Genomic DNA, 24,130 nt, shown 5'->3' on the forward strand with positions numbered 1-24,130 from the left:
GTGCCCACCTACTCGTACCGCTGCACCGAGTGCGACAACGCCTTCGACGTCAAGCAGTCGTTCTCCGACGCCACCCTGACCGAGTGCCCCGTGTGCGGCGGCGCCCTGCGCAAGGTGTTCTCGCCGGTGGGCGTCACCTTCAACGGCGGCGGGTTCTACCGCACCGACTCGCGGTCGACGCCGAAGGCCGAGGGGTCGTCGTCGGCGTCCGGCACGTCGTCGACGAGCGAGCCGAAGAAGAGCGAACCGAAGAAGACCGAGTCGAAGCCGGCCGCTCCCAGCGCTTCCTGACGGACGCTCGCCACCGTCGGTACGGTGGGGTCTCCTCGACACGGAAGGAGGCCCGCGTGAAGGGCTTCAAGGAGTTCCTGCTCCGCGGGAACGTCATCGACCTGGCCGTCGCGGTCGTCATCGGTGCCGCGTTCACCGCCATCGTCACGACGATCGTGAACGCGCTCATCAACCCGCTCATCGGCGCGGTCTTCAACGCGTCCTCGCTCGACGAAGCGCTCAAGGTCGACATCCCGACGGTGAGCGGCGGCAAGCCCGCGACCCTCTACTTCGGCGCGATCATCGGCGCCGCGCTGAACTTCGTGATCGTCGCCGCGGTGGTGTACTTCGCCCTGGTCGTCCCGGTCAACCGGCTCAAGAAGATCGCCTTCGAGCGGGTCAAGAACGACGAGCAGCAGACGCCGCAGGACGTCCCGCCGACCGACGTCGAGGTGCTGCTCGAGATCCGCGACCTGCTCCGGACGCAGAACGGCGTCGCGGCGGTCACCGGCGGCGGCGCGCACGTGGCGCCGTCGACCGCGCCCGAGGGCCCCGGCATCGGCGGCTCGACGAAGCTCTAGTCGCGTCGAAGCCCCTCGCAAGACGCAACGTGGGCGGTTCCTCGCAGCGCGGTACCGCTGCGAGGAACCGCCCACGTTGCGTTTCGCGGAAGCGGCGCGGAGGCCCGCCGCCGGCTCAGGCCGTGCGGGACACCGTGCGGTGCTTCGCGGCGAGGGCCGCGGCGTACTGGGCACCCGCGATGACGTGACCGATCGTGCCGAGCCAGACGAACACGAGCGCGAGCACGCGGATCCAGTCGTACTGCGACGCCCACGAGGTCGACGAGAACAGCAGCAGCGGCAGGCCGACGAAGAGCAGCGCGGACCGGATCTTGCCCGTCCACGTGACGTCGAGGTCCGGGTTGCCGCGGAACCACAGCCACGAGAGCACGACGAGCAGCAGGTCGACGAGGACGATGATCGCCACGCTCGGCCACGGCAGCAGGCCGACGAGCACGAGCGAGAGCACGATCGCGATGATCGCGAGCCGGTCGGCGATCGGGTCGAGGGCCTTGCCGAGCTGCGAGCCCTGGTCGAACTTCCGGGCGATGAACCCGTCGGCCCAGTCGCTGACCCCGAGCACGACGAGCGTGACGAGCGCCCACCCCGGGCGACCGGCGACGACGAACCCGATGAACACGGGGATGAGCACGAAGCGCACGAGCGTGATCAGGTTCGGCCACGTCTGCCAGTCGGGTCGCTGTCGCGCGGTGTCAGTCATCGCCCCCAGGCTACCCGTCACCAGTGCGGGGGCACGTCCCCCCGGAGCCGGACGTCGTTCTCGCCCTCGCGGTGGCGGGCCGGTTCCGGCGGCGCAGCAGGGTCGTAGCCCGGCACCGGGCGGGTGGTGACGCGCCTGGTGGGGCGGGGCGCGCCTCCCGTCCGGGCCGCCGGGTCGTCCGCGGGAGGGACGCCGTCATCCGCAGGCGGGACGGCGTCGGCTGCGGGGCGGACGGGAGGCGCGACCTCCGCCGCGTCGTCGGCCCGCGTCCACGTCCCCACCAGCTGGTCGGTCTCCGGCGTCACCGGCCCGGCGGCGCGGGACGCGCGCCGGGACCGGGTCATCGGCGAGCGGGGCCCGGAGCGGGCACGCGGGGATGCATCTCCGGCCTGCTCACCGGCGAGCGGGGATCGGTGGGATGGAGATCTCCTGCGTGGCGCCCCGGTCGACACCGAGGACCGACGCGACCGTGTCCGCGACGCGGTCCGGGTCGGAGAACAGCTGGAAGGCGTGCACGCGCACGTAGTGCCAACCGAGTCGGCGGAGCACCTCGGGCCGGAGCCGCAGCGTCTCGCGCAGGGAACCACGGACCAGCGAGGCGTCCGTCTCGATCGTCACGCAGACACCGCCGTGCGCGGCCACCAGGCCGAGCTTCCCGCGGTGGCCGAGCGCGACCGGGATGCCGCGCATCTCGAGCCGTCGGGCCAGGTCGACGAGCAGCGGGTCGGAGTCGTCTGGCACGTACTCGGCCGCCGTGCGGGCACGGACCTCGGCGAGGATCTCCGCCAGCGCGACGGTGCCGTGGCCCATGCGCTCGGCCTCGATGTCCGAGGGCTGGAAGCAGGTGACGATGATCATCGAGCGGCGCGCCCGGGTCATCGCGACCGCCAGCAGGCGCTCCCCGCCCGGCTTGCCGAGCGGACCGAAGTCGCGGAGCACCCGACCGTGCGGGGTCCGGCCGTAGCCGATCGAGAACACGACCCGGTCGCGGCTCTGGGCCACGGACTGCTCGAGCGTCGCGACGATGAACGGCTCGGCGCGGTCGCCGATGACGAACTCGGTCAGGTCCTTGTGGCCCTGCGCCGCGGTGAGCACGGCCTGCTCGACGCGGACCGCGTGCTTGGCCGAGGCGGTGATCACCATGAGCGACTCGGTCGGCCGGGTGCGGGCGTGGTCGAGCACGAGCCGGACGACGCGGTCGACCTCGGCGTCGACGCTCTCCACGGCACCGGACTCGGGGTCCGGCACGGCCTTGCCGTCGCTGACGTAGTCGATCGCGATCGAGCCGTGCCCGAGGAACGACCCGGCCCACGGCAGCGACTCGATGCGGCCACCGTAGAAGCGGCGGTTCACGAGCTCGGCGAGGTCCTCGCCGCCGGCGCGGTACGAGCGGGTGAGCGACAGCGTCGGCAGGAGCGTCGACAGCTTCGCGAGCGCGGAGTCGGCGTGCAGGGCGTCGAGCGTGCTCTCGTCGACCTGCAGGGCACGGCGGTCGGGGTCGACGGCGATGCCGAACGGCGACGGGGTCTGCGTGACCGGGTCACCGAAGACGACGGTCTGCCGCGCACGACGGACGGCGCCGACGGTCTCGGCGATCGTGACCGCACCGGCGTCGACGAGGATCACCGTGTCGAAGGGCATCGTGTCGGCGATGTCGGGCACCTCGTACGGGCTCGCGAGCCAGACGGGCGCGATCGACCGGGACAGGTGCGGCGCGGAGTCCTGCAGCAGGCGCGAGGTGATCGCGCCCTCCTGCAGCTGCGTCTTCAGCGCGGTCGCCTCGTCCGGCCAGTCGACGAGGCCGACCTTCCAGTTCTCGGCGAGCTGCCACGCCAGGCCCTGCGAGACACCGGCCGCGTGCGCGTCGTCCACCAGGCGGAAGTCGGCCTCCACCCGGTCGAGCATGTCGGTGTTGCCGCCGAGCAGTGCCCGGTCGGACTCGAGCATCGTCTCGAGCGCGGACTGCCACCAGGCGAGCTCGAGCTCGGCCGGCACCTGCAGGTCCGGCACGTGCCGGTTCGCCAGGTCGGTGATGAGCGGCTCGAGCTGCAGGTCGCGGAGGGTCTGCATGAGCTCGGTGCGCTCCTGCAGGTTGTGCAGGACGTCGGACTCGGCGGCGAGCTCGGCGATGGTCGGCACGAGCTCGTCGATCGGCAGGTTCGCGAGCTGCCGGTCACGGTCGGTGCGGCCGAGGGGCTCGTCGAGCCGCGCGAGGTCCTGCACGACGTTCGAGAAGAGCACCTGCACGTCGCCGATGCCCGTGGGCACCTCGGGGTTCACGCCCGCGGCGACGTACCGCTGCCAGAGCACGCGCTGCTGCTGCACGCGGGTCAGGGCCTCGTGGAGGTCGGACACGTGCACGCCGGGGCGGACGTACTCGCGCGCCAGCTTCTTCAGGCGACGACGGTTCGTCGACGACATCGGAGCGCCCTCGCCCCGCGGTGCGGTGGCGGCGACGAGCTCGGAGACCGACCGGTCGAACACGACGGGCAGGAAGCGGTCGAGGGTGTCGCGGATCTCGGTGAGCAGGCGGAGGTAGATGCCGAGCTCGTTGATCGTCGTGAACTGCCGCATCCGGGTCGTCGCGACGAGGTCGTGCGCGCGGCGGAGCAGCGTCGGCAGGCCCTCGGTGTCGAGGTCCTGCGCCGTGCGGTGGGCGCGCTGCGCACCGTCGCTCGAGCCGAACTTCGCGCCGTACCAGGGCGAGTCGTCGGGGCCGTAGCGGAACTCGCCGAGGTTCGCGGCGCTGACCATCGTCTCGGCGACGCGCGAGCGCCCCTCGACCATGCTCGTGACCGACCGCTTCGACAGACGGGCGGTGGTCGACGGCGGTACCGGCAGGAGCGACAGGCGGGACAGCTCGACGAGGCAGTCGAGCACCGAGACGCCGAAGTCCGGGTCGACCCGGGTGAGCGAGCCGCGGTAGTCGGTGAGGACCTTGCGGAGACGGACCAGGGCGTCGTCGACCTCGCGGAGGTTCGGACGCTGCGACTTCTCGTTGCGGGCGATCGCCCGGACGACGTCCCGGCGCAGCGTGGCCGGGGTGACCGCGACGCCGGGCAGCTGGACCTCGGCGAACCGGGCCGCGATCCCGCGGAGCGTCGCCCGGCGCGGGCTGACCACGAGGACGCGCTTGTTCGCCGCCACGAGGCCGCCGAGCGCGTTGACGATGGTCTGCGTCCCGCCGGTGCCCGGCAGCGTCTTCACGACGATCGAGTTGCCGGCCGTGATCTGCGCGATCACGTTCTCCTGCTCGTCGTCGGCGTCGAGGAGCAGCGTGTCCGTCTCCGGGCTGCGCTCGTCCGACGGGGTCTGCTCGACCGGGTGGTAGGACTGCTCGACCTGCCACTTCGCGCTCGGGTTGCCGGCGAGGGCGTCGAGCACGGGGTGCGACAGGTCGCCGGTGTCCTCGACCATGCCGCTGGCGACCTCGGCGAAGGTCGACACGACCAGGCGCGCGTGCACCGAGAAGCCGGGGATGTGCGCGGTCAGGCCACGGAGCCGGTCGATCACCGGGTTCGGCGTGAACGAGCCGTCCTGCTGCGCGAGCGCGACGAAGGACTGCGCGTCGAGGATGACACCGTGCTGCTCGTGCAGCGCGTCCGCGAGGCCGGGGTTGAGGACGGGCTCGCCGAGCAGACGCACCTCGAAGTCGCGGCCGTGGCGACGGATCGCGAGCGGACGCAGGAGCACCGGTCCGCGGAAGTGCTCGTCGCCGTGCTGCCAGTCCGCCATGCCGATGCCGAGCTTCACGGCGTCGATGCCGCGCACGGTCGCGAGCTCGGTGCCCTTCGCCTCGACGCGGGCGGCGGCGATGCGGGCGGCACGCAGGGCCACCTCGTCGCGGATGAGGCTCGACAGCAGCGTGGTCTTGCCCGTGATGAACTGCGCGAGTCCGCCCGGGTGCGTCGTGGACAGCTCGATCCGGGCGCGCGGGTGGTCGCTGAAGTGGGTGAGGGGGCTCGTGCCGCCGACGCCGGTCAGCTGGGTCCGCCACGCGTCCCACGTCGGTTCGGCGGCGTTGCCGGCCTGGAGGCGCGGGTCACCCAGGCTGATCGCCTGCGGGCTCGTGAGCTGCAGCTCGGGCCGCAGGGTGCGGTCCGGCTCGTCCGTCACGACGGTCTCCTGCTGCTGCCCGGCCGCGGGCGTCGGGGCAGCATCGACGGGGACGTCGTCGTTTCCGTCGTCCGCGCCGTCGGTCACCCTGTCTCGCCACACATCGGACACTGTAGGCGGAAGCGGGCGACCTCTCCGGCAATGACCCGAGGTTTCGGGGTTTCCGCGGGCGCCCGATGCCGGTTCGGGAGGGCCGGTGTGGTACCAACGAGGACATGGCCACCGACGACCGCACCGCCCCGTCCGCCCCCGCCACCTCGACGGCGGGCCCGGACCGCCGCCGATCGGTCCCCGCGGAGATCTCCCGCTCCTGGCTCCTCGTGCCGGGCACCGCGGCCGACCGCTTCGAGCGCGCGCAGCGGTCCCGCGCCGACCAGATCATCCTCGACGTCGAGGACGCGGTGGACCCGGCCGCCAAGCCGGGTGCACGGCAGACCGTCGCCTCGTGGCTCGCCGGCGGCGGTGAGGCCTGGGTCCGGATCAACGACGTGACCACCCCGTTCTGGGAGGACGACGTCGAGGAGCTCCGCGGCCTGCCCGGGCTGCAGGGCGTCATGCTCGCGAAGACCGAGTCGCCGGCGCAGGTCACGGACACGTGGCACCGGCTCGGCGGCCACACGCCGGTCATCGCCCTCGTCGAGTCCGCGCTCGGCATCGAGGAGTCCACCTCGATCGCCCGGGCGCAGGGTGCGTTCCGCCTGGCGTTCGGCTCCGGCGACTACCGGCGCGACACCGGTACCTCGGCCGACACGCTCGCGATGGCGTACCCCCGCTCGCGGCTGGTCGTGGCGTCGCGCGTCGGCGACCTGCCCGGGCCGATCGACGGGCCCACCGTGGGCTCGGCGCACGCCATCCTCCGCGAGCAGTCCCAGGTCGCGGTGTCGCTCGGCCTGACCGGCAAGCTCTGCCTGGACACCGAGCAGCTCCCGGTCATCAACGAGGTCATCTCGCCGACGCCGACCGACGTGGCGTGGGCGCAGGACTTCCTCGACGACTTCGACGCCCGCGGGCAGGTCATCCGCGACGGGTCCGACCTGCCGCGGCTCGGCCGTGCGCAGAAGATCCAGCGCCTCGCCCGGGCGTTCGGCGTCGAGGCACGGTAGACCGGTCCCCATGACCTGGTCGCACCCGTCCGGCGGTCCGCCGCAGTCCTCGCCCTCGGGGCCGAGCGGTGCCGAGCGCGCCGCCTGGGAGCGTGGCGGCACGACGCTGTTCCCCGCCGGCCGGGTCGCCGACCGCGTCTCGACCGTCCTGCTGCTCGCGTCGGGCGCCGTGCTGACGGTGCTCGCCGTCGTCATCGGGATCATCGCGGTCGTGTCCGCCGCCGCGAGCTGCGACGCCGCGGCGGGGTGCTCGCCCGGCCGGTTCCTCGGCGGCGCCGCGATCGCGGCCGGCGGGTCCTTCGTGATCGGTGTCGTGACCGTCGTGCTCGCGATCGGCGCCTGGGTGCGCCGTCGCTCGTCCTGGTGGATCGCGGCGATCGGCTTCGTGCTCGCGATCGCCGTCGTCACGTGGGGCGGTGTCGTGTTCGCCGAGGCCACGGACGGCAGCGCGTCCGGGTCGGTGACCGCGTCGGCCGCGAGCGGACCCGCGGATCCGACCGCCGGCTGAGGCGCGACCGACCACCGGACGCACGGCGCGGTGCGGGCCGGCACCGCGCCTCCCGTCCGTGTCGACGCTGGGAGTCGCGGTGTCGCCCCGGCGCATGCTCGGGGCATGAAGCAACGAGTCATCGGAGACGTGTCGGTCAGCGCCATCGGACTGGGCGGCATGCCCATGTCCATCGAGGGGCGTCCCGACGAGCGACAGGCGGTCGCCACCATCCACGCGGCGCTCGAGGCGGGCGTGACGCTCATCGACACCGCCGACGCCTACCACCAGGCGGCCAAGGACGAGGTCGGGCACAACGAGGAACTCATCGCGAAGGCGATCCGCGAGTTCCACGGCGACACCGACGCGGTGCTCGTCGCCACGAAGGGCGGCCATCTGCGGCCGGAACCGGGCGCGTGGGCGCAGGACGGCCGACCGGAGTACCTCAAGGAGGCCGCGAAGGCCTCGGCGAAGCGCCTCGGCGTCGACGCGATCGGGCTGTACCAGTTCCACCGGCCGGACCCCGCGGTGCCGTACGCCGACTCGGTGGGGGCGCTCGCGGAGCTCCTCGACGAGGGCGTCATCCGCATGGCGGGCATCTCGAACGCCGACCCCGACCAGATCCGCACGGCGAACGAGGTCCTCGGCGGCCGACTCGCGTCGGTGCAGAACCAGTACTCGCCGGCGTTCCGCTCCAGCCAGCCGGAACTCGACCTGTGCGACGAGCTCGGCATCGCGTTCCTGCCGTGGAGCCCCCTCGGCGGCATCGCGAAGGCGGCGGACCTCGGCACCGCGTACGAGGACTTCGCCGTGATCGCCCGCGAGCGCGACGTGTCGCCGCAGGTCGTGGCCCTGGCGTGGGAGCTGCAGCAGAGCGACGTCGTGGTCCCGATCCCGGGCGCATCGCGGCCGCAGTCGATCCTCGACTCGGTGGTGGCGGCGACGATCAAGCTCCGCGACGAGGACGTCGAGCGGCTGGACCGGTCGCAGCCCGCCGCCTGACCCGCGGACCCCTCCGCGGCGGGCCGGACGCCGGTCGACTGCGTCCGGTCCTCCGCGGCGCGTACGGTCGAGGGCATGCAGGCGATCACGGCACACGACGGCGGACTCCGACTCGACCACCATGCCGACCCGGTGGCCGGGCCCGGCGAGGTCCTGGTGGAGGTCGCCGGCGCCGGCGTCAACAACGCGGACCTGCAGCAGGTCGCCGGCAACTACCCGCCGCCGCCCGGCGCCTCCGAGGTCCTCGGCCTCGAGGTCTCCGGCACCGTCCGTGCGCTCGGTGACGGCGTCGACGGCTTCGCCGTGGGCGACCGGGTGTGCGCGTTGCTCTCCGGCGGCGGCTACGCGACGCTCGTGGCGGTCCCCGCGGCGCAGGTGCTGCCCGTGCCCGACGGCGTCGACCTCGTCGAGGCCGCCGGTCTGCCGGAGGCGGCGTGCACGGTGTACTCGAACGTGGGGATGATCGCGGGCCTCCGACCGGGGCAGACGCTCCTGGTGCACGGCGGCACCGGCGGCATGGGCTCGCACGCGGTGGTCTGGGCGAGGGCGCTCGGTGCGCGGGTGATCGCGACGAGCGGCGGGGAGCGGAAGGTCCGGGCGTCGCAGGAGCTCGGCGCCGACCTGGTCGTCGACCACCGCACCGAGGACTTCGTCGAGCGCGCCCTGGCGTTCACCGACGGACGCGGGGTCGACGTCGTGCTCGACGTGGTCGGCGCGGACTACCTGGCGAAGCACCTCGAGGTGCTCGCCCCGAACGGGCACATCGCCGTGATCGCCGCGGGCAGCGGCCAGAAGGGCGAGCTCGACTTCGGCGCGATGATGCGCAAGCGCGCGACGATCAGCGCGACCACTCTGCGCGCCCGGCCGGCGGACGAGAAGGCCGCGATCGTCGCCGCCGTGCGCGAGCACGTGTGGCCGCTCGTCGCCGACGGCAGCGTCCGGCCGGTCGTCGACTCGGTCCTGCCCCTGGCCGAGGCAGCCGAGGCCCACCGCCGGGTCCGCGCCGGCGAGGTCATCGGCAAGGTGCTGCTGACGCCCTGACCCGGGCGCCGGCGGCGGCGCCCGGGCCAGGGCCTGACGATCACGTCCAGCGCGTGGCCGAAGCGCAGTCACCGAGCACGGATCCCGTGCCCCCCGCCGTCAGGCAGAGACCGCTCCGTACGTTCTGGAGCGCGCCGTTCGACATCGGACGCCACCCCTGGTTCGAGCCGCCGTTGCACGACCATGCCGTGACCGCTGCCCCGATCGTCGCTCCGTTCGCGTCGAGGCACACCCCGGCGGTGCGCAGGCTCTCGTCGGCACCGGTCTTCCAGTGCTGGTTCTCCCCGTCCGTGCACGACCAGAGGGCGACCGGCGCGCCGTTCCACGTGGCGTGGTCGAGCCGGTCGAGGCAGCGTCCGTCGGCGTGCATGACCTCGAGCGGTTCACCCGGGACAGCGAACCGAGTTGCCTCGTCGCAGTCCTGCAGCGTGAGCCCCGGGGTCGCCGGGGAGCCGGCGGAGAGCGACGTCGACACGCAGAGCCCACTCCGCACGCTCGTGATCCGGCCGTCAGCGGTCGCCCACTGCTGGTTCGTGCCACCGTTGCAGGTCCACAGCGTGACTGCGGAGCCGACGGTCGTCCCGTTCGCGTCGAGGCACTTGTACAGGGAGTGCAGCGACCCGTCCCCCGCGTGCACCCAGTTCTGGTTCGCGCCACCGTTGCAGTCCCACAGGTCGACCTTCGACGCGTTCACGGAGCCGCCCTGCACGTCGAGACAACGACCTCCCGGCTCGGTGATGCGCCCACCGAACGAGTTGCCGAGCCCGTTCTCCTGAACCGTCTCGTTCCCCTGCGCCGTGACGGCGGTCCAGGATGCGCAGGTTCCGCTGGGGCGGGTGCCGGTCCGCGTCGCCGTTCGACCACCGGCCGCCACGGGGTTCGTCACCGTCATCCTCGAGTAGGCCTCGTCCTCGCAGTGGGACTCGTCCGAGTTCCAGTCGAAGTACTCGGTCCAGCTCCCGATGTGGGACTCGACCTCGTTGCCCGCGGTGGTCTGCACGCTCCCGAGCAGGTGGCGACGACCGGCCGTGAGGTCGTCGATCGATCCCGTCGCTCGACCGCCGGCGTCGATCGAGAAGGTGGTCCGGTAGCGGTGTCCGATCTCCGGACGGAGGCCGGCGATGCGGCAGCTCTGTCCGGAGCCGTCCTCGGCGAAGGTGATGCACTCGGCTTCCAGACCCGGGATGCCTGCTGTCGAGTCCCAGATGCTCATCAGGAACAGACCGGACCCGTTCTTGAAGGTCTGCATCCCGATGTACCCGCCGGCGCTCTTGGTGAGGCCGAACTGCGTGGACCAGTAGGCGTTGGCGTCGCCAGGACCGACGTCGAGCCGTTGTTCCTGGGTGAAGCCGCTCGTGGGTCCGCCGAAGTCGTAGTCGACGTAACTCCCCGGGGTCTGGCCGCCAGCGGAGGCCGGCTATGCCACGGCGGGGAGCGCCAGGGCGGTCAGGAGCGCCGCGGATCCGTAGATGCACGTTCGGAGGAAGGAGAATCTGGTATTTCGCACATCGCCAACGTACCGGGAAGAGGGGTCAGGCGTGCACGCGGGACAGGAACGTGACGAGCGCCGGGTGCTGCGGTCGGTCGAGCACGTCCGCCGGGGCGCCCTGCTCGACCACCTCGCCCTCGTGCAGGAACACGATCCGGTCCGCGACGTTCCGCGCGAAGGCCATCTCGTGCGTCGTCATGAGGATCGTCGCCCCCTGCTCCTTGAGCTCCCGCACGAGGTCGAGCACCTCGCCGACCAGCTGCGGGTCGAGCGCGCTCGTCACCTCGTCGAGGAGCAGCAGCTCCGGCGACGTGGCGATCGCACGCACCACGGCGACGCGCTGCTGCTGGCCGCCGGAGAGCCGGTCCGGGTACGCCCCGGCGAAGTCCCCCAGGCCGATCCGGTCGAGCAGCCGTCGGGCGGTCGCCTCGGCCTCGGCCTTCGCGATGCCGTGCACCCGCCGCGACGCGAGGGTCACGTTGTCGAGCACGGTCATGTGCGGGAACAGGTTGAACTGCTGGAACACGACGCCGATCCGAGCGCGGGTGGCGTCCACGTCGATGCGCGGGTCGGCGATGTCGGTGCCCTGCAGCAGGACCTCGCCGTCGTCGATGCCCTCGAGCAGGTTGACGGTCTTCAGGAGCGTCGACTTGCCGGAGCCGGAGGCGCCGATGACGCAGATCACCTCGTGCCGGTGCACGGTCAGGTCGATCCCGCGCAGGACCTCGTGCTCGCCGAACGCCTTGCGCAGGCCGCGCAGTTCCAGCACCACCGACTCGCTCACACCGTCCCCCCGATCTGCTCGCGCTGCTGCTGCCGCCGTGCGATCGCGTCCGTCACACGGATGAGCGGCAGGCTGATCACGACGAACAGCAGCCCCGCGACGAGGTACGGCGTGAAGTTGTAGGTCTCGGCCTGCGCGATCTGGGCGCTCCGGACCGCGTCGACGGCACCGAGGATCGACACGAGCCCGACGTCCTTCTGCATGGACACGAAGTCGTTCATGAGCGCGGGCGTGACCTTCCGGACCGCCTGCGGCAGGACGACCAGGCGCAACGTCCCCGCGTGCGAGAGCCCGAGCGACCGCGCGGCCAGGCGCTGGGAGGGGTGCACCGCCTCCATCCCGGCGCGGAGCACCTCGGCGACGTAGGACGAGTACGTCAGCACGATCGCGATGGTGCCCCAGACCTCCGGGGGCTGGCGCGGGAAGATGCCGAGGCCCGGGACGCCGAACCCGACCAGGTACAGCACGATGATGAGCGGGAGCCCGCGGAACAGGTCGGTGTACGCCGTGGCGAGCATCCGCAGCGGGAAGAACACCGGGTTGCGCAGCCCCCGCACCACGGCGAGCAGGGTGCCGAGCACCGCGACGCCGATCGCGCTGAAGAACAGGATCCGGACGTTGAGCCACAGGCCGAGCAGGACGTCCGGGAAGGTGTCGATCGCGGTCTGCGGGTCGAAGAACGACTGCTGGACCGCGGCCCACCCCGGTGTGTTCACGACACCGAGCCACACCACCACGACGACGACGAGCGTCGAGACGACCGACACCACGACCGAGCGACGGCCGCGCTGCCGGCGGTAGAGCCGACGCTCGGCCTCGACCGGGCTCGGCGCGGGGGCGGCGACCGGGGTGCCGGCGCCTGCTGGGGCGGTCACGCGACTACTTCAGCACGGGGGTGTTCGTCGCCGAGGAGAGCCACTTCGTCTGCAGCTGCTCGAGCGTGCCGTCCTTGCGCAGCGCGGCGAGGGCGTCGTCGACCTTGCTCGTCAGCGCCGAGCCCTTCGGCAGCACGAAGCCGAACTGGTCGCCCGAGCCGTCCTCGGGGAACTGCGCCGAGACCGTGCCGTCGTCGAGCTGCGCGGCGGCCATGTAGAACGCGGTCGGCAGGTCGGTGACGATGGCGTCGATCTGGCCGGACTTGAGCGCGAGGACGGCGTCGTCGTTCGAGTTGAACACCTGCGGGGTGACGCCGAGGACGTCCTTCACGCTGCTGATGCTCGTCGAACCGGACGCGACGCCGATGGTGTCGCCCTTCAGCGCGGCGACGGTCGTGTCGTCGATCGCCTTCGACGACTTCGTGGTCACCACGGCCTGGGTCGTCGTGTAGTACGCCGACGACATGTCGACGGCCTTCTTGCGCTTCGCGTCGATCGAGAACTGCTGGACGTTGAGGTCCCAGTCCTTCGGGCCGGGCGCGATGGCGCTGTCGAACGTGCTGCGCTTCCACACCACGTCGGACTTCGCGTAGCCCATCTCCTCCGCCACGGCGTACGCCACGGCGGACTCGAAGCCCTTGCCGGACTGCGGCGCGTCGTCCTCGACCCAGGGCGAGTAGGCCGGCTGGCCGGTGGCGATGGTGAGCTTGCCGTCGGTGACGGTGTCGCCACCGCTACCGCTGCCACCGGCGGAGCATGCGGCGAGCGCGAGGGCGGCGACCGCGGCGGTCGCGACGGCGAGGGAGAGACGGCGGGTGCGGGTCACGGGCGGGCCTTCGTCAGGAGGGGCGGGGGCAGGACGCAGTGTACCGGCGAGTGGGATACCAGCGCGAAGGCGACGACCGCTCGTGACGCCGGGAGGACGGCACTGCCGGCGCGCCTCACTCCACCATCGTGAAGTCGTCGAACGAGAAGCCCGGCGAGACCAGGCAGCTGAGGAGCACCTCGCCCTCGCCCGGGAGCGTCCGCTGCCAGACGCCGCCGCGGACGAACGCCTGTGCGTCGTGCACCCGGTGCCGGCCGGCGTCGGGTCCGAGGGTGATGCGGTCGCCCGGCTCCGGCTGGTCGCCGGACCCGCCGAGCTCGAGCACGACGGTGTCCGGGCCGTGCCACATCCAGATCTCGTCGCTCGTCACCCGGTGCCAGGCCGAGGCCTCGCCCGGCGGCAGCAGGAAGTGGATGAGCGTCGCGGCGGGACGCTCGCCCGCCGGGGTCTCGACGGTCGCCGGCGAGGTCCAGGTGCGGGTGTACCAGCCGCCCTCCGGGTGCGGGTCCATCCCGAGGGCGACGGCCCGCTGCGGCACGTCGAGCCACTCGATCAACTCGCCGGTGACGGTGCGGCGGGCGACCATGCCGGGGCGGGGTGCGGTGTCGGTCATCGTTCCTCCTGGGGACGGGTGGGGGCGGGGTGCCCCGGGTGGGCTGCGGTCGGACGGACCACGCCGGCGGTGGGGTGGACGACGCCGTCCGTCGCGCGGACCGCGCCGCGCACGACCGTCGCGACGGCCCGACCGGCTCCGTCCTCGACGAGTTCGGCCAGGGCGTCCGGGACGGTGCGCGCGTCGACGTCGAAGACCGCGAGGTCGGCACGGGCACCGACCGCCAGGTGCCCGACGCGGTCCGGCCCGACCGCCGTGCCCATGGCGTGCGCGCCGCCGAGCGTGACGGCAGCGAGCAGCCGTTCGTGCAGGTCGCGGTGGCCGTAGCCCTGCGCGCGGGCGATCCGGTGCAGCGCGGTGACGTCCGCCATCGGGTCGAGGGACGGCGAGGACGACAGCGAGTCCGTCCCGACGGCGATCGGGCTGCCCTCGCGCAGGTAGTCGGCGACCGGCGGCGGGTCGAGGCCGATCACCGCGTTCGACCGCGGGCAGAGCGCGACCGTGGTGCCGCGTGCGCGGAGCAGTGCCCGGTCCGATGCGGTCACGTACACGCCGTGCGCGATGTGGCAGTCGGGGCCGAGGACGCCCAGCCGGTCGACGAACGCGGTGGCGCTCGCCCCGAAGCCGAGCGCACGCATCGCGCGGAAGGACGGCACGTTCGCCAGGTGCCAGTCGGCGGTGTGCCAGTCCGCGGTGCGCGCGACGCCGTCGACCCCCTCGAGCCCGGGGACCGGTCCGAGGGCGATCCGCTCCCCCTCGAAGGCGGCCTCGCCGAGGTGCAGGTGCAGGCGGAGGCCCCGCTGGCGCACGATGTCCGGCAGCTCGAGGAGCGGTGCCACGTCGAGGGAGTACGGCGCGTGCGGGGACAGTCCCGCGCCGGGTGTGGTCGGGATGCGCGCGAGCTCGTCGAGGACCTGGTCGCGCCCGCGGGACTCCCACGCGGCGTTCTCCCAGTCCATCACCTCCCAGTACGCGATCCCGCCCAGGCCGTGCTGCTCGAGGACGTCCGCGGCCTCGATGTCGGTGACGACGTCCGCGACGCTGGTGACCCCGGCCGCGAGCGAGGCGACCGCGCCGGCCGACGCCTCCGTGCGCCAGTCGTGCGGGAGCGCGTAGTCCTCGTTGAACGCGGCTGCCCAGTCCTCGAAGCCGGCGTACTGCCGCTGCCCGACACCGGACATGCCGGTGTACTGCAGGTGCGTGTGCGCGTTGACCAGGCCCGGCAGGAGGGCGCCGCGCCACCGCCGTTCCGACCACGGTCGTCCGACCGAGTCGAGCTGGTCGACGACCCACGAGCGGTCACCGACGTGCAGGATCCGGCCGTCCTGCACCGCGACCGCGCCGTCGGCGATCGGCGGCGCGGTCATCGGGACGACGACGCGCGCCGAGTGCACCACGACGGGTGCCGTGGTCGCGCGCACGACGGAGGTCGCGCTCTCGACGGAGGCCGTGCTCACGACGGGTCCCCGAAACGGTGCGTCCGGACGTCGGGCTCGCGGTCGGCGGGCTGCGCGGCGGGCCGGAGGGGAGGCGCGTGGCGGCTCCCCCAGGCGGCGAGCGCCGCACGGGCAGTCGCCTCGTCCACCGCGGGGTCGACCGGCACGACGGCCCGCTCGAGCTCGTCGCCGCGCTCCAGGAGCATCCGCACCGCGCCGAGCTGCACGGCGAACGACAGGTCCATGACCTCGACGGGGTTGCCCTCGGCGGCGCTGGTGTTCACGCCGTTGCCGCCGGCGAGCACCACCACCTGGTGCCCGTCCGGCCAGGTGAGCCGTTCCACGTGCGAGGCCTCGGCCGCCCGGACCGCACCCGCGGTCGCCGCGTCGACGAGGGCCACCTCGCGGTCCACGCCGCCCGCGACCGACACGACCGCACCGGCGGCGCACGCGCGGAGCACCGCGTGGTCGATCGTGTCCGGCACCCCCGAGGCGCTCACCACGAGGTCCGCCCCGCGCACGGCGTCGACCAGCGGCGCGACGGCGTGCCCGGCGAGCCGTGCCTGCAGGGCACGCACCGGGTCCACGTCGGCGACCGTCACCCGGAGACCCAGCGCCGCGAGCACCTGGGCGACCCCCTCGCCGACCGGACCGTACCCGGCGACGACGGCGGTGCCTCCCGGCCGGACGCGGTGGGCACCGGACGGGAGCCCGTCGACCAGGTCGAGCGTCGCGAACACCGTCGACTGCCCCGTGCCGTACCGGTTGTCCGGGACGGTCTTGGTACGGGCGTCGTTGACCGCGACGACCGGGATGCCGAGCGTGCCGCGTTCCGCCATCACCCGCAGGGGGCGGAGGCCGCTCGTCGTCTCCTCCGCCGCGCCGAGCATCGTCGGCAGCAGGTCCGGCCGCTCCTGGTGCGTGAGCCGGATCAGGTGGGACCCGTCGTCGAGCAGCACGTGCGGCCGGGTGTCGAGCGCGGCGAGCGCGAGCGCATGCTGCTCGGCGAGCGACGCGGTGCTGCTCGCGTGCACGGGCAGGCCGGCCTCGCGGAGCACCGCGGCGACGGCGTCGTCGGTCTCGTCCGCGTGGGCGTACACGACCACGTCGGCGCCCGCGTCGCGGAGCAGCAGGCTGAGCACCGCGGTCTTCGGCTCGAGCACCATCGCGACGAGGACCCGGGTCCCGCGGAGCAGACCGTCGTCGCGGAGGTCGGCGGTCAGGGCGCGGGAGACCGGCATGGACCGGCGGGCCCAGCGGATCCGGGCGGCCGCGGCGGGGTCGTGCTCCGGCTCCCTGCCGGTCGACACGAGGAAGACGTCGTCGGACAGCGCCGGGACGGCGAGGACCCCGGGGCGGGCCGGGGCGACCGGGCCGAAGGCGTCCTCGTCGACGGCCGGAGCGTAGCGACCGGCGTCGACGACGACGAGGGTGGCGCCGCGGGGCCGGTCGGCCGCACGTTCGACGGCCGCGGTCGACTCGTCCGGGTCGCCGAGGCACCAGAGCTGGTCGACCGGCTCGTCGTCCGCTGCGACGCGGGCGCCGAGGGCCGTCAGCAGCCCGGCGAGCGCCGCGGCGTCGCGCGGGTCGCCACCGAGGACCCGGACGGCGCGGCCGGCGACGAGCAGGTTCGTCGCGGCGGCGGAACGACGGACGGCGGCGGAGGCCCAGGCGGCCCGCTCGGGGTCGGGTCGCTGCGGCATGGGGCAATCGTAGGGCGCGCGGCGGTCGGGTCGGTGCCGTGGTGCTGGCCGGTGTGACGGCGGGGTCGGGTGGTCAGGGGGCGTGCGGTGGCGGGGTCGTCGCCCAGACCGGGGCGTCGGCGATCCGCGCGTCCACCCGGGCACGGTCGACGCGGCGGTGGTGGAGCAGGACCCCGACGAGGACCACGACCCCGACGGCCGTCACCACGAGCAGCCCGACGACGTACAGCGTCGTCGCGACGCCGGCGAGCCCCGGCGGCACCGATCCCGAGGCCGCCGCGGAGAACGGCGTCCCCGTGAGCACGAACGCGAGCACGGTCGACAGCGTCCCGTTGCTGTCCCACAGGCCGTGCAGCACCGCGGAGACGACGTAGGCGACCGGGATCCACCACGACCACCGGAACCGGGCACCGCCTCGGGCAGCACCGAACAGGACGGCGCCGATGATCGCCGTCCAGAGCACGTGCCCCACGGGCGAGAGCACGGCACGGACCACCTCGGTCTGCAGCAGCGAGACGAGGTCGATGCCGCGCTGGGTGATCGCCGCGTTGAAGGCGTACCCGGCGGACTCGAACGCGGCGAAGCCGGCTCCGATCGTCGCGCCGAGCAGTGCACCCTGGCGCGCGGACTTCGGTCGCACCCGCCAGCCGACGACGAGCAGCAGCACGGCCTTGACGAACTCCTCCACGAACCCGACCACGACGTAGATGAACGCGCCCTGACGCAGGTCGGCCTCGAGCAGCGACGCCCCGAGCACGCCGAGGATCCCGCCCACGAAGAACGCCGTGACGAGCTGCAGCGTGCTCACCGTGCCGGTCACCCGCTCGATGACGAAGAGCACCACCGTGAACGGCACCAGGAAGCTGCCGAGCAGGATGATCGTCGGCACGAGGTTCGTGTTGCTCGTGACGACGGTGACGACGATCGTCACCACCCAGAGCAGGAACCCGGCGAGCAGGGTCTTCCACCACCAGCCATGGCGGTGGTGCGGGTGGACGGTGCCGTCCGGGATCGCGGTCATGGCGCCATCGTGCTCTCCGCCGCAGCCGCCCGGTGCGGGAATGTCCGGTCCCGGCCGGACGTACTGTTGGGACATGACCGACGCGACGTTCGACAAGGTGACCATGTTCGGTGCGGACTGGTGCCGCGACTGCCGACGCTCGAAGGCGCTGCTCGACCGGCTCGGCGTGGACCACGACTACGTCGACGTCGAGGCGGACACGTCCGCGGCGGACCGTGCGGAGGCGATCAGCGGACGCAAGAACATCCCCGTGGTGGTCCTGCCGGACGGCCGGCACCTCGTCGAGCCGTCGGACGCTGAACTGCAGGCCGCGCTGACCGCCAGCGGCGTCGTCTGACCGGGCCGGTCCGGCACCTCGGGCCTGAACCTCCGCGCAGGCTGGGTACGTGCTGAGGAAAGCCGGTGTTCACTCGGGCACCGACCACGATCGCGGGCACCCCTGACCGCGGCAAGGTCCGACCCCAGGAGGACACCGTGCTCGGTCTCATCATCAGCCTCATCATCATCGGCCTCATCGCGGGTGCCCTCGCGCGGCTGATCATCCCCGGCAAGCAGCAGATGTCGATCCTCATGACGATCGTCCTCGGCATCGTCGGCTCGTTCGTCGGCGGGTTCCTCGGCTTCCTGATCTTCCAGCACGACCCGATGGACGGCTTCTTCCAGCCGGCCGGCATCATCGGCTCGATCATCGGTGCCGTCATCGTCCTGTTCCTCTACACGCGCTTCGCCGGGCGGGGCGCGCGCCGCTGAGGCAGCCTCCCGCACCGCTGACACCCCGGGACCGCACGACGCGGGCCCGGGGTGTCGTCGTCCGCAGCGACGATCCGCCGGGGTGAGCATCGCTGGCGGTGTGGCAGACTGTCGCGGTCGGCGACGTGGCCGGCCGGACGAGGGGTGCGCATGGCACGACGTCGGGCACCGTTCTGGGCGAGGAGCATCCGCCGTCGCCCCGCTGCCGCGTCCGTCCTCGCCGTGCTCGCGCTCGTCGCGACCGTCGTCTCGGTCCTCGCCCCGCTGCTCCTCCGGGCCGCGGAACAGGCCACCCTCGACGACGCCGTCCGGGGCGCCGACCCCCAGGCGGTCTCCGTCGCGGCGTCCGCCGAGGTCGAGATCGGCACGCTGAGCGCTGCGCAGGGCGCGGTCGTCGCCACCACGGCCGCCGCCGGCGACCCGGACCGCTGGCACGACGACGTGGTGGTCGCCGAGACGAAGGCTCCGGTCTCCCGCGGTGACGACGGTGCCGACGCCGGCGAGCGGCTGCCGCGCATCGCGGGCCTGTCGAACGACTGCCGGACCGCCGGGCTCGTCGCAGGGCGGTGCCCCGGCGGACCGGACGAGGTGCTCGTCCCGTCCACCTCGGGCACCGACGTCGGCACCGTCCTCCCGCTCACCGTCCTCGACGTCCCCGAGCAGTCCTTCCGTGTCCGCGTCGTCGGCACGTACGACCCGACCAGCCGCGTCGGACGCGTCGTCGCGGGCCCGAACGTCCGGTTCGGCAGCGGCGGGGACGCCTCCCCCGACTACGTGATGTCGCTCGGCGGGTTCGACGCCCGGGCACTCACGGGGACGATGTGGTCCGTCCGGACGCTCGTGTCCGGACTGCGGCTCGACGACGTCCCGGCGGTCCTCGCCGACGTCGATGAGGCGAAGGACGCCGCGCTGTCCGCCGACGGTGCGGCGTCCTCCGTGTCCGTGCGGGAGGGGGTCGGCGAGCTGCTCGGCGGTGTCGTCGCGGGCAACCGGTCGGCGACGCTCATCGTCGCGGTCGCGGCCCTCCAGGCGATCGTCCTGGCCTGGGCGGCCCAGGGCGTCGTCGCCGGACGCATCGGGCACGCCCGTGCCGCCGAGTGGGGGCTCACCCGGCTCCGTGGCCTGCCCGCGCGGCGCCGCGCCAGCGCGGTGCTCCTCGAACCCGTCGTCGCGACGCTCGTCGGGGCCGCAGCCGGCGCGGCCGTCGGCCTCGGGATCGCGGCGCTCTGCGCTCCGGTCGTGCTCGGTCCCTCCGCACCGCCGCTCGAGCCGTTCCGTGCGCCCGTGCTCCTCGCACTCGCCGCCGCCGTCGTCGGCTCGCTCGTCGCCCTCGTCGTGGCGAGCGTCCGCGCGGCCCGCGTCGACCTCGTCGACCTGCTCCGGCGGGCCACCGAGCCGCGGCGGCTCTCCCGCACCGGAGCCGTGCTGCAGGCCGTGGCGGTCGCCGCAGCCGTCGTCGGGCTGGTCGCGCTCCTGACCGAGCCGGACGTCACCGGCCCCGGCGTCGCACTGCTGGCCCCGTCGCTCGTGGCCCTGCTGCTCGGCGTCGTCGGGCTCCGGGCGGCCGTCGCCGCCGTCCGTCGTCGATCGAGACGGCCCGCTCGCTCCGTCACCGAACTCCTCGTCGTGCGTCGCATCGCCAGGACGCCCTCGCAGCTCACCGTCGCGGTCGTCGTCGTGCTCGGGGTCGCCCTGGCCGTGTCCTCGACGCAGGTCGCCGTCCTGGGCGTCCGGCTCGCCGACGACCGGGCGGCGGCGAGCCTCGGTGCGGCGACCGTCCTCGACGTGCGTGTGCCCGCGGGCCGGACGCTCCTGGCGGCCGTCCGGGCGGCGGACCCGAGCGGTCGGCAGGCCATGGCCGTCGAGACGGCCTCGACCGGATCGGGCGTGGGCCGACTCGTCGCCCTGGACACGACCCGCCTCGGGGCGGTCTCCTCGTGGGACCCCGCGTGGGGCGGCCGCGACCTCGCGGAACTCCGGCGACAGCTGCGCCCGGACACGGGGCCGGCACTGCGGATCACCGGCGACCGGCTCGCCGTCACGCTCGCCGACGTCGGTGCGCCGGACGGGCAGGCCGCCGGGCAGGTGTCGACCGCGGACCCGGACGACGTCGACCTGGTCGCCGTGCTGCAGGCCGCGGACGGGTGGCACCAGGCCGTGCTCGGCGGTCCCCGCGACGGCATGCTGACGACCGGGCCGGGTGCCGTGCCGTGCGACGACGGTTGCCGACTGGTGTGGCTCGGCCTGGCGAACCACGCGACCGACGGCGCACCGTACGGCCTCGCTGCCACCGTCACCGGCATCGCCGTCGGACGGGGGGACTCCGCGGATCGTCCGGTCGATCGCGCGTGGCTCGTGCACGACCGCTGGCGCAACCGGATCGGGGCGGACACGCTGCCGAGCGGTGGCCCGACCGCGACCGTGAGCGACGCCCGGGAGGGCCTCCGCGTGTCCTTCGTCGACCCCAGCGGCTCCGGCACCCCGAGCATCGCGCCGCGGGACGCCCCCGAACCCCTGCCCGCGCTCGTCGGCGCGGACACCGCCGTGGTGCCGCAGCCCGGCGTCGCCGACGGGACGGTGGGCTTCGGCCTCGACGGCGGTCCCCTGCTCCTCGGCGTCGTCGGCACCGCCCCGGCCCTGCCGCGGGTCCTCGCCGACGGCGCGATGGTCGACCTGACGACCGCCGGGCTCGTGTCGGACCCTGCGGGGACCGCGGTCGACCACGAGGTCTGGGTCGCACCCGGTGCCGCCGACCGGGTCCGCACGGCACTGGCACGCCAGGGTGTCCAGGTGGAGCAGACCCGCACCCTCGCCGACGCGCAGCGACGGGCCGAGCGCGCGGCCCCGGTGCTCGGCGCCCTCGTCGGCGTGCCGACCGCGATCGCCGCGCTCGTCCTCACCCTGCTGGTCGTCGGCGGGGTCGGGGTGGTCGGGGCACGCAGCCGGCGGCGTGACGTCGCCACCCTCCGGACGGCGGGCTTCCACCCGAGCGGCCTCCGACTGGCGCTCTTCCTCGAGGTCGCCGCGCCCGCGGCCGTCGCGGCCGTCGCAGGGGCGGTTGCGGGCACCGCCGCGACGCTGCTGACCGCGGCGAAGCTGCCCCTGCGCGACGGCTCGGCACCGCCCATGGGCACCCCGGTCGGCGCCGGCACCGTGGCCGTCGTCCTCCTGGCCACGGTGGTCGTGACCGCGGTCGTCGCCGCCGCCCTCACCTCGTCCGCTACCCGGACACCCTTCGCGGGAGGACGCTCGTGACGGCGCGGCGGAGCCGGTCGGTGGCCACCACGACGACGACCACCACGACGACGACCACGCCGGCCGGACCGGTGTTCCGCGCCGCCGGGCTGGTCCACGTGTACCGCGAGGCCGAGGTCGACGTGGCGGCGCTCCGCGGGGTCGACCTCAGCGTGCCGCGGGGGCAGCGCGTGGCCCTGCTCGGACCGTCCGGCTCCGGCAAGTCGACGCTCCTGTCCTTGGCCGCCGGACTCATGCGTCCGAGCGCGGGGACGGTCACCGTCGGCGACCAGGACATGGGGACCGCCAGCCGGCGCGACCTCGAGCGACTCCGGCGCGACGTCCTCGGTCTGATGCTGCAGGGCTCCGACGTCAACGTGCTCCGCCACGAGTCCGCCCGCGCCAACGTCGCCTGGGCCGTGCGCGGCGTCCCCGGCCGCGACGGCTCCCTCGGCGAGCGCGTCCTCACCGCAGGGGACGTCCCGGACGACGACCGCCCGGTGTCCCGGCTCACCGCGTCACAGCAACAGACGACGGCACTGGCGGTCGCGCTGGCACCGCGACCCCGCCTGCTGCTCGCCGACGAACCCACGAGCAGACTCGACCGCGAGGCCCGGGACGCCCTGCTCGACCTGCTCGTAACGGAGACCGACCGCGAGGGGATCGCCGTCCTGCTCGTCACCCACGACGAGGACGTCGCCCGCCGGATGCAGCGCATGGTGCACCTGCGCGAGGGTCGCATCGGCGAGGAGGACTCGGGACGAGGGCGCCGTGCCGTCGTCGGGGCCGACGGGTCGGTGCCGATCCCGGAACGCCTGCGCGACGGGTGGCCGGCCGGGACCCTGGTGACCGTCGAGCCCGACGGCGACGGCGGGCTGGTCGTGCGCCGGGCGGACGACGGACCGACTGCTGAGGCGACGCCGTGACCCGGCTCGTGTTCGACCGGTTCTCCGTCGAGGTGGACGGACGCGTGGTCCTCCGCGCGGACGGCACGGTGCCGGCCGGGTCGCTCGTCACGCTGTCCGGGAGCAGCGGCGAGGCCGTCACGGCGGTGCTCGACGCGATCGCCCACGCCCTGCTCGACGACGGCACGGCGACCGTCCGGCTCGACGGAGCCGACGCGGGCCGCCCGACGACGGCCTCGATGACCCGCGACCACGCGCTGCTCGGCGCCCTGACCGCGACCGAGAACGTCGCGCTGGGACTCCTCGCCCGCCGGACGGGACGCGGTGCGCCGCCCGGCGACCTCGACGACCGCGTGACCGCCGCCCTCGACGCGGTCGGCGTCCCGGCGGCGGTGCGCCGCAACCTCGCGGAACAGCTGTCCGGTGGCCAGCAGCAACGGGTCGCCCTGGCACGGGCGCTCGTCGTCGACGCCGGCGTCACCCTGCTCGACGACCCGACGAGTGAACTCGACCCGGCGTCGCGATCCCGCGTGGAGGCGACGCTCCGCACCACAGCCGCGGCCGGCGGGATCGTCCTGGTCGGTGGACCCGACGACGGCGTGCCCGCGGACGCCGACCTCCGGCTGCGTGTCGGCACGGACGGCGACGGAGCGGTCCGCCGCGCCGCACGGCACCGCGCCTGACCTCGAGACCCAGGGTGCGGCGCGTACCGTCCCCGCCATGACCGACGACACCGAACGCTCCCGCCCCGAGGACGACGCTGCACGACTCGGACTCGTCGTGGTCGGCGAGGCCGCTGCCCTGCACGCCGGGGACGACGCCGCGCTGGACGCCAGCGAGGCGAACATCCGCGACACCGTCGACAGCATGGTCGACGAACCCCTCACCCCGCGGCAGGAGGAGGTGGTGGAGCGGCTCGCCGCCGCCGGTGGCACGCTCACCGCCGGACTGAGCGGCGCACTCGCGGCGAAGACGGGCGGCAGCGTCGAGGACGTCCTCGGCGGTGCTGCGCGCAGCGTCGTGTGGCAGCAGCGACTGGCGGCGGAGCGCGACGGGCTCGGCGAGCGCGAGGACGCCGGCGGCCAGCAGCGTCGCAACGAGGACGGCAGCGAGCAGGACTGACCGACACCGGGACCGTCCCGCGGCGGGACCATCCGGACGGACGACGACGGGCGCGGCGGGGAGCACCCCGCC

The 24,130-nt window shown here is 73.9% G+C and carries 22 protein-coding genes and 1 pseudogene; 12 read left to right on the top strand and 11 right to left on the bottom strand.

Annotated elements, in window-relative coordinates:
- Complete coding sequence (locus tag Cus16_RS04260) at positions 1-291, top strand: FmdB family zinc ribbon protein (RefSeq protein ID WP_069711293.1); 291 nt, start codon at positions 1-3, stop codon at positions 289-291.
- A gap of 56 nt (positions 292-347) precedes the next feature.
- Positions 348-851: a large conductance mechanosensitive channel protein MscL gene (gene mscL / locus Cus16_RS04265; protein WP_069711294.1), complete on the top strand. Its 504-nt coding sequence runs from the start codon at positions 348-350 to the stop codon at positions 849-851.
- 115 nt (positions 852-966) lie between these two features.
- On the opposite strand, the gene Cus16_RS04270 is transcribed toward mscL, so the two are convergent.
- On the bottom strand, positions 967-1,551 hold the full coding sequence (locus Cus16_RS04270) for a CDP-alcohol phosphatidyltransferase family protein (protein ID WP_069711295.1): 585 nt from the start codon (positions 1,549-1,551) through the stop codon (positions 967-969).
- A 393-nt stretch (positions 1,552-1,944) separates the two neighbouring features.
- Positions 1,945-5,769 (bottom strand): AAA family ATPase, encoded by a 3,825-nt coding sequence (locus Cus16_RS04280; RefSeq protein WP_411266597.1) that lies wholly within the window; start codon positions 5,767-5,769, stop codon positions 1,945-1,947.
- Positions 5,770-5,882: 113 nt separating this feature from the next.
- Between Cus16_RS04280 and Cus16_RS04285 the strand changes: the two genes are divergently transcribed.
- The 4 genes from Cus16_RS04285 (at position 5,883) to Cus16_RS04300 (ending at position 9,300) form a co-directional block, all read left to right on the top strand.
- On the top strand, positions 5,883-6,770 hold the full coding sequence (locus Cus16_RS04285; RefSeq protein ID WP_220456195.1) for an HpcH/HpaI aldolase/citrate lyase family protein: 888 nt from the start codon (positions 5,883-5,885) through the stop codon (positions 6,768-6,770).
- 10 nt (positions 6,771-6,780) lie between these two features.
- Complete coding sequence (locus tag Cus16_RS04290) at positions 6,781-7,278, top strand: DUF6264 family protein (protein WP_069711298.1); 498 nt, start codon at positions 6,781-6,783, stop codon at positions 7,276-7,278.
- Positions 7,279-7,383: 105 nt separating this feature from the next.
- On the top strand, positions 7,384-8,259 hold the full coding sequence (locus tag Cus16_RS04295) for an aldo/keto reductase (RefSeq protein WP_069711299.1): 876 nt from the start codon (positions 7,384-7,386) through the stop codon (positions 8,257-8,259).
- 75 nt (positions 8,260-8,334) lie between these two features.
- Positions 8,335-9,300 carry an NAD(P)H-quinone oxidoreductase gene (locus Cus16_RS04300; RefSeq protein ID WP_069711300.1) on the top strand — a complete coding sequence of 322 codons (966 nt, stop codon included), beginning with the start codon at positions 8,335-8,337 and terminating at the stop codon, positions 9,298-9,300.
- A gap of 40 nt (positions 9,301-9,340) precedes the next feature.
- On the opposite strand, the gene Cus16_RS04305 is transcribed toward Cus16_RS04300, so the two are convergent.
- The 9 genes and pseudogenes from Cus16_RS04305 to Cus16_RS04340 form a co-directional block, all read right to left on the bottom strand.
- A complete protein-coding gene (locus Cus16_RS04305) occupies positions 9,341-10,192 on the bottom strand; it encodes a ricin-type beta-trefoil lectin domain protein (protein ID WP_411266600.1) in 852 nt (283 codons plus the stop codon).
- A 12-nt stretch (positions 10,193-10,204) separates the two neighbouring features.
- Positions 10,205-10,642: pseudogene (locus Cus16_RS17105) on the bottom strand (DUF3472 domain-containing protein); the annotation flags it as partial.
- Positions 10,643-10,832: 190 nt separating this feature from the next.
- Positions 10,833-11,573 (bottom strand): amino acid ABC transporter ATP-binding protein, encoded by a 741-nt coding sequence (locus Cus16_RS04310; RefSeq protein ID WP_069711302.1) that lies wholly within the window; start codon positions 11,571-11,573, stop codon positions 10,833-10,835.
- A complete protein-coding gene (locus Cus16_RS04315; RefSeq protein WP_069711303.1) occupies positions 11,570-12,448 on the bottom strand; it encodes an amino acid ABC transporter permease in 879 nt (292 codons plus the stop codon). Before Cus16_RS04315 ends, Cus16_RS04310 begins: the two co-directional genes overlap by 4 nt.
- 4 nt (positions 12,449-12,452) lie before the next feature.
- Complete coding sequence (locus Cus16_RS04320; RefSeq protein ID WP_069711304.1) at positions 12,453-13,274, bottom strand: ABC transporter substrate-binding protein; 822 nt, start codon at positions 13,272-13,274, stop codon at positions 12,453-12,455.
- A gap of 115 nt (positions 13,275-13,389) precedes the next feature.
- A complete protein-coding gene (locus tag Cus16_RS04325; RefSeq protein WP_223246510.1) occupies positions 13,390-13,887 on the bottom strand; it encodes a cupin domain-containing protein in 498 nt (165 codons plus the stop codon).
- Positions 13,884-15,344 carry an amidohydrolase family protein gene (locus tag Cus16_RS04330; RefSeq protein ID WP_317614855.1) on the bottom strand — a complete coding sequence of 487 codons (1,461 nt, stop codon included), beginning with the start codon at positions 15,342-15,344 and terminating at the stop codon, positions 13,884-13,886. Before Cus16_RS04330 ends, Cus16_RS04325 begins: the two co-directional genes overlap by 4 nt.
- The gene (locus Cus16_RS04335; RefSeq protein ID WP_069711305.1) at positions 15,341-17,026 is read right to left on the bottom strand and encodes an adenosylhomocysteinase; all 1,686 of its coding nucleotides are present in this window, start codon (positions 17,024-17,026) and stop codon (positions 15,341-15,343) included. Before Cus16_RS04335 ends, Cus16_RS04330 begins: the two co-directional genes overlap by 4 nt.
- A gap of 73 nt (positions 17,027-17,099) precedes the next feature.
- A complete protein-coding gene (locus tag Cus16_RS04340) occupies positions 17,100-18,047 on the bottom strand; it encodes a PrsW family intramembrane metalloprotease (RefSeq protein WP_069711306.1) in 948 nt (315 codons plus the stop codon).
- A gap of 73 nt (positions 18,048-18,120) precedes the next feature.
- Here Cus16_RS04340 and Cus16_RS04345 point away from each other — a divergent pair, with 73 nt between their 5' ends.
- The 6 genes from Cus16_RS04345 (at position 18,121) to Cus16_RS04370 (ending at position 24,058) form a co-directional block, all read left to right on the top strand.
- Positions 18,121-18,384 carry a glutaredoxin family protein gene (locus tag Cus16_RS04345; protein WP_069711307.1) on the top strand — a complete coding sequence of 88 codons (264 nt, stop codon included), beginning with the start codon at positions 18,121-18,123 and terminating at the stop codon, positions 18,382-18,384.
- 137 nt (positions 18,385-18,521) lie between these two features.
- On the top strand, positions 18,522-18,797 hold the full coding sequence (locus Cus16_RS04350) for a GlsB/YeaQ/YmgE family stress response membrane protein (RefSeq protein ID WP_069711455.1): 276 nt from the start codon (positions 18,522-18,524) through the stop codon (positions 18,795-18,797).
- A gap of 150 nt (positions 18,798-18,947) precedes the next feature.
- Entirely contained in the window at positions 18,948-22,052 is a 3,105-nt protein-coding gene (locus tag Cus16_RS04355; protein WP_069711308.1) for an FtsX-like permease family protein, read from the top strand.
- 20 nt (positions 22,053-22,072) lie between these two features.
- Positions 22,073-22,957 carry an ABC transporter ATP-binding protein gene (locus tag Cus16_RS04360; protein WP_223246511.1) on the top strand — a complete coding sequence of 295 codons (885 nt, stop codon included), beginning with the start codon at positions 22,073-22,075 and terminating at the stop codon, positions 22,955-22,957.
- A complete protein-coding gene (locus tag Cus16_RS04365) occupies positions 22,954-23,619 on the top strand; it encodes an ATP-binding cassette domain-containing protein (RefSeq protein ID WP_069711309.1) in 666 nt (221 codons plus the stop codon). Before Cus16_RS04360 ends, Cus16_RS04365 begins: the two co-directional genes overlap by 4 nt.
- 37 nt (positions 23,620-23,656) lie before the next feature.
- Entirely contained in the window at positions 23,657-24,058 is a 402-nt protein-coding gene (locus Cus16_RS04370; protein ID WP_141718792.1) for a hypothetical protein, read from the top strand.
- The last annotated feature ends 72 nt before the right edge of the window (positions 24,059-24,130 follow it).

This window comes from Curtobacterium sp. ER1/6 (genome assembly GCF_001742745.1).
Classification (GTDB): domain Bacteria; phylum Actinomycetota; class Actinomycetes; order Actinomycetales; family Microbacteriaceae; genus Curtobacterium; species Curtobacterium citri.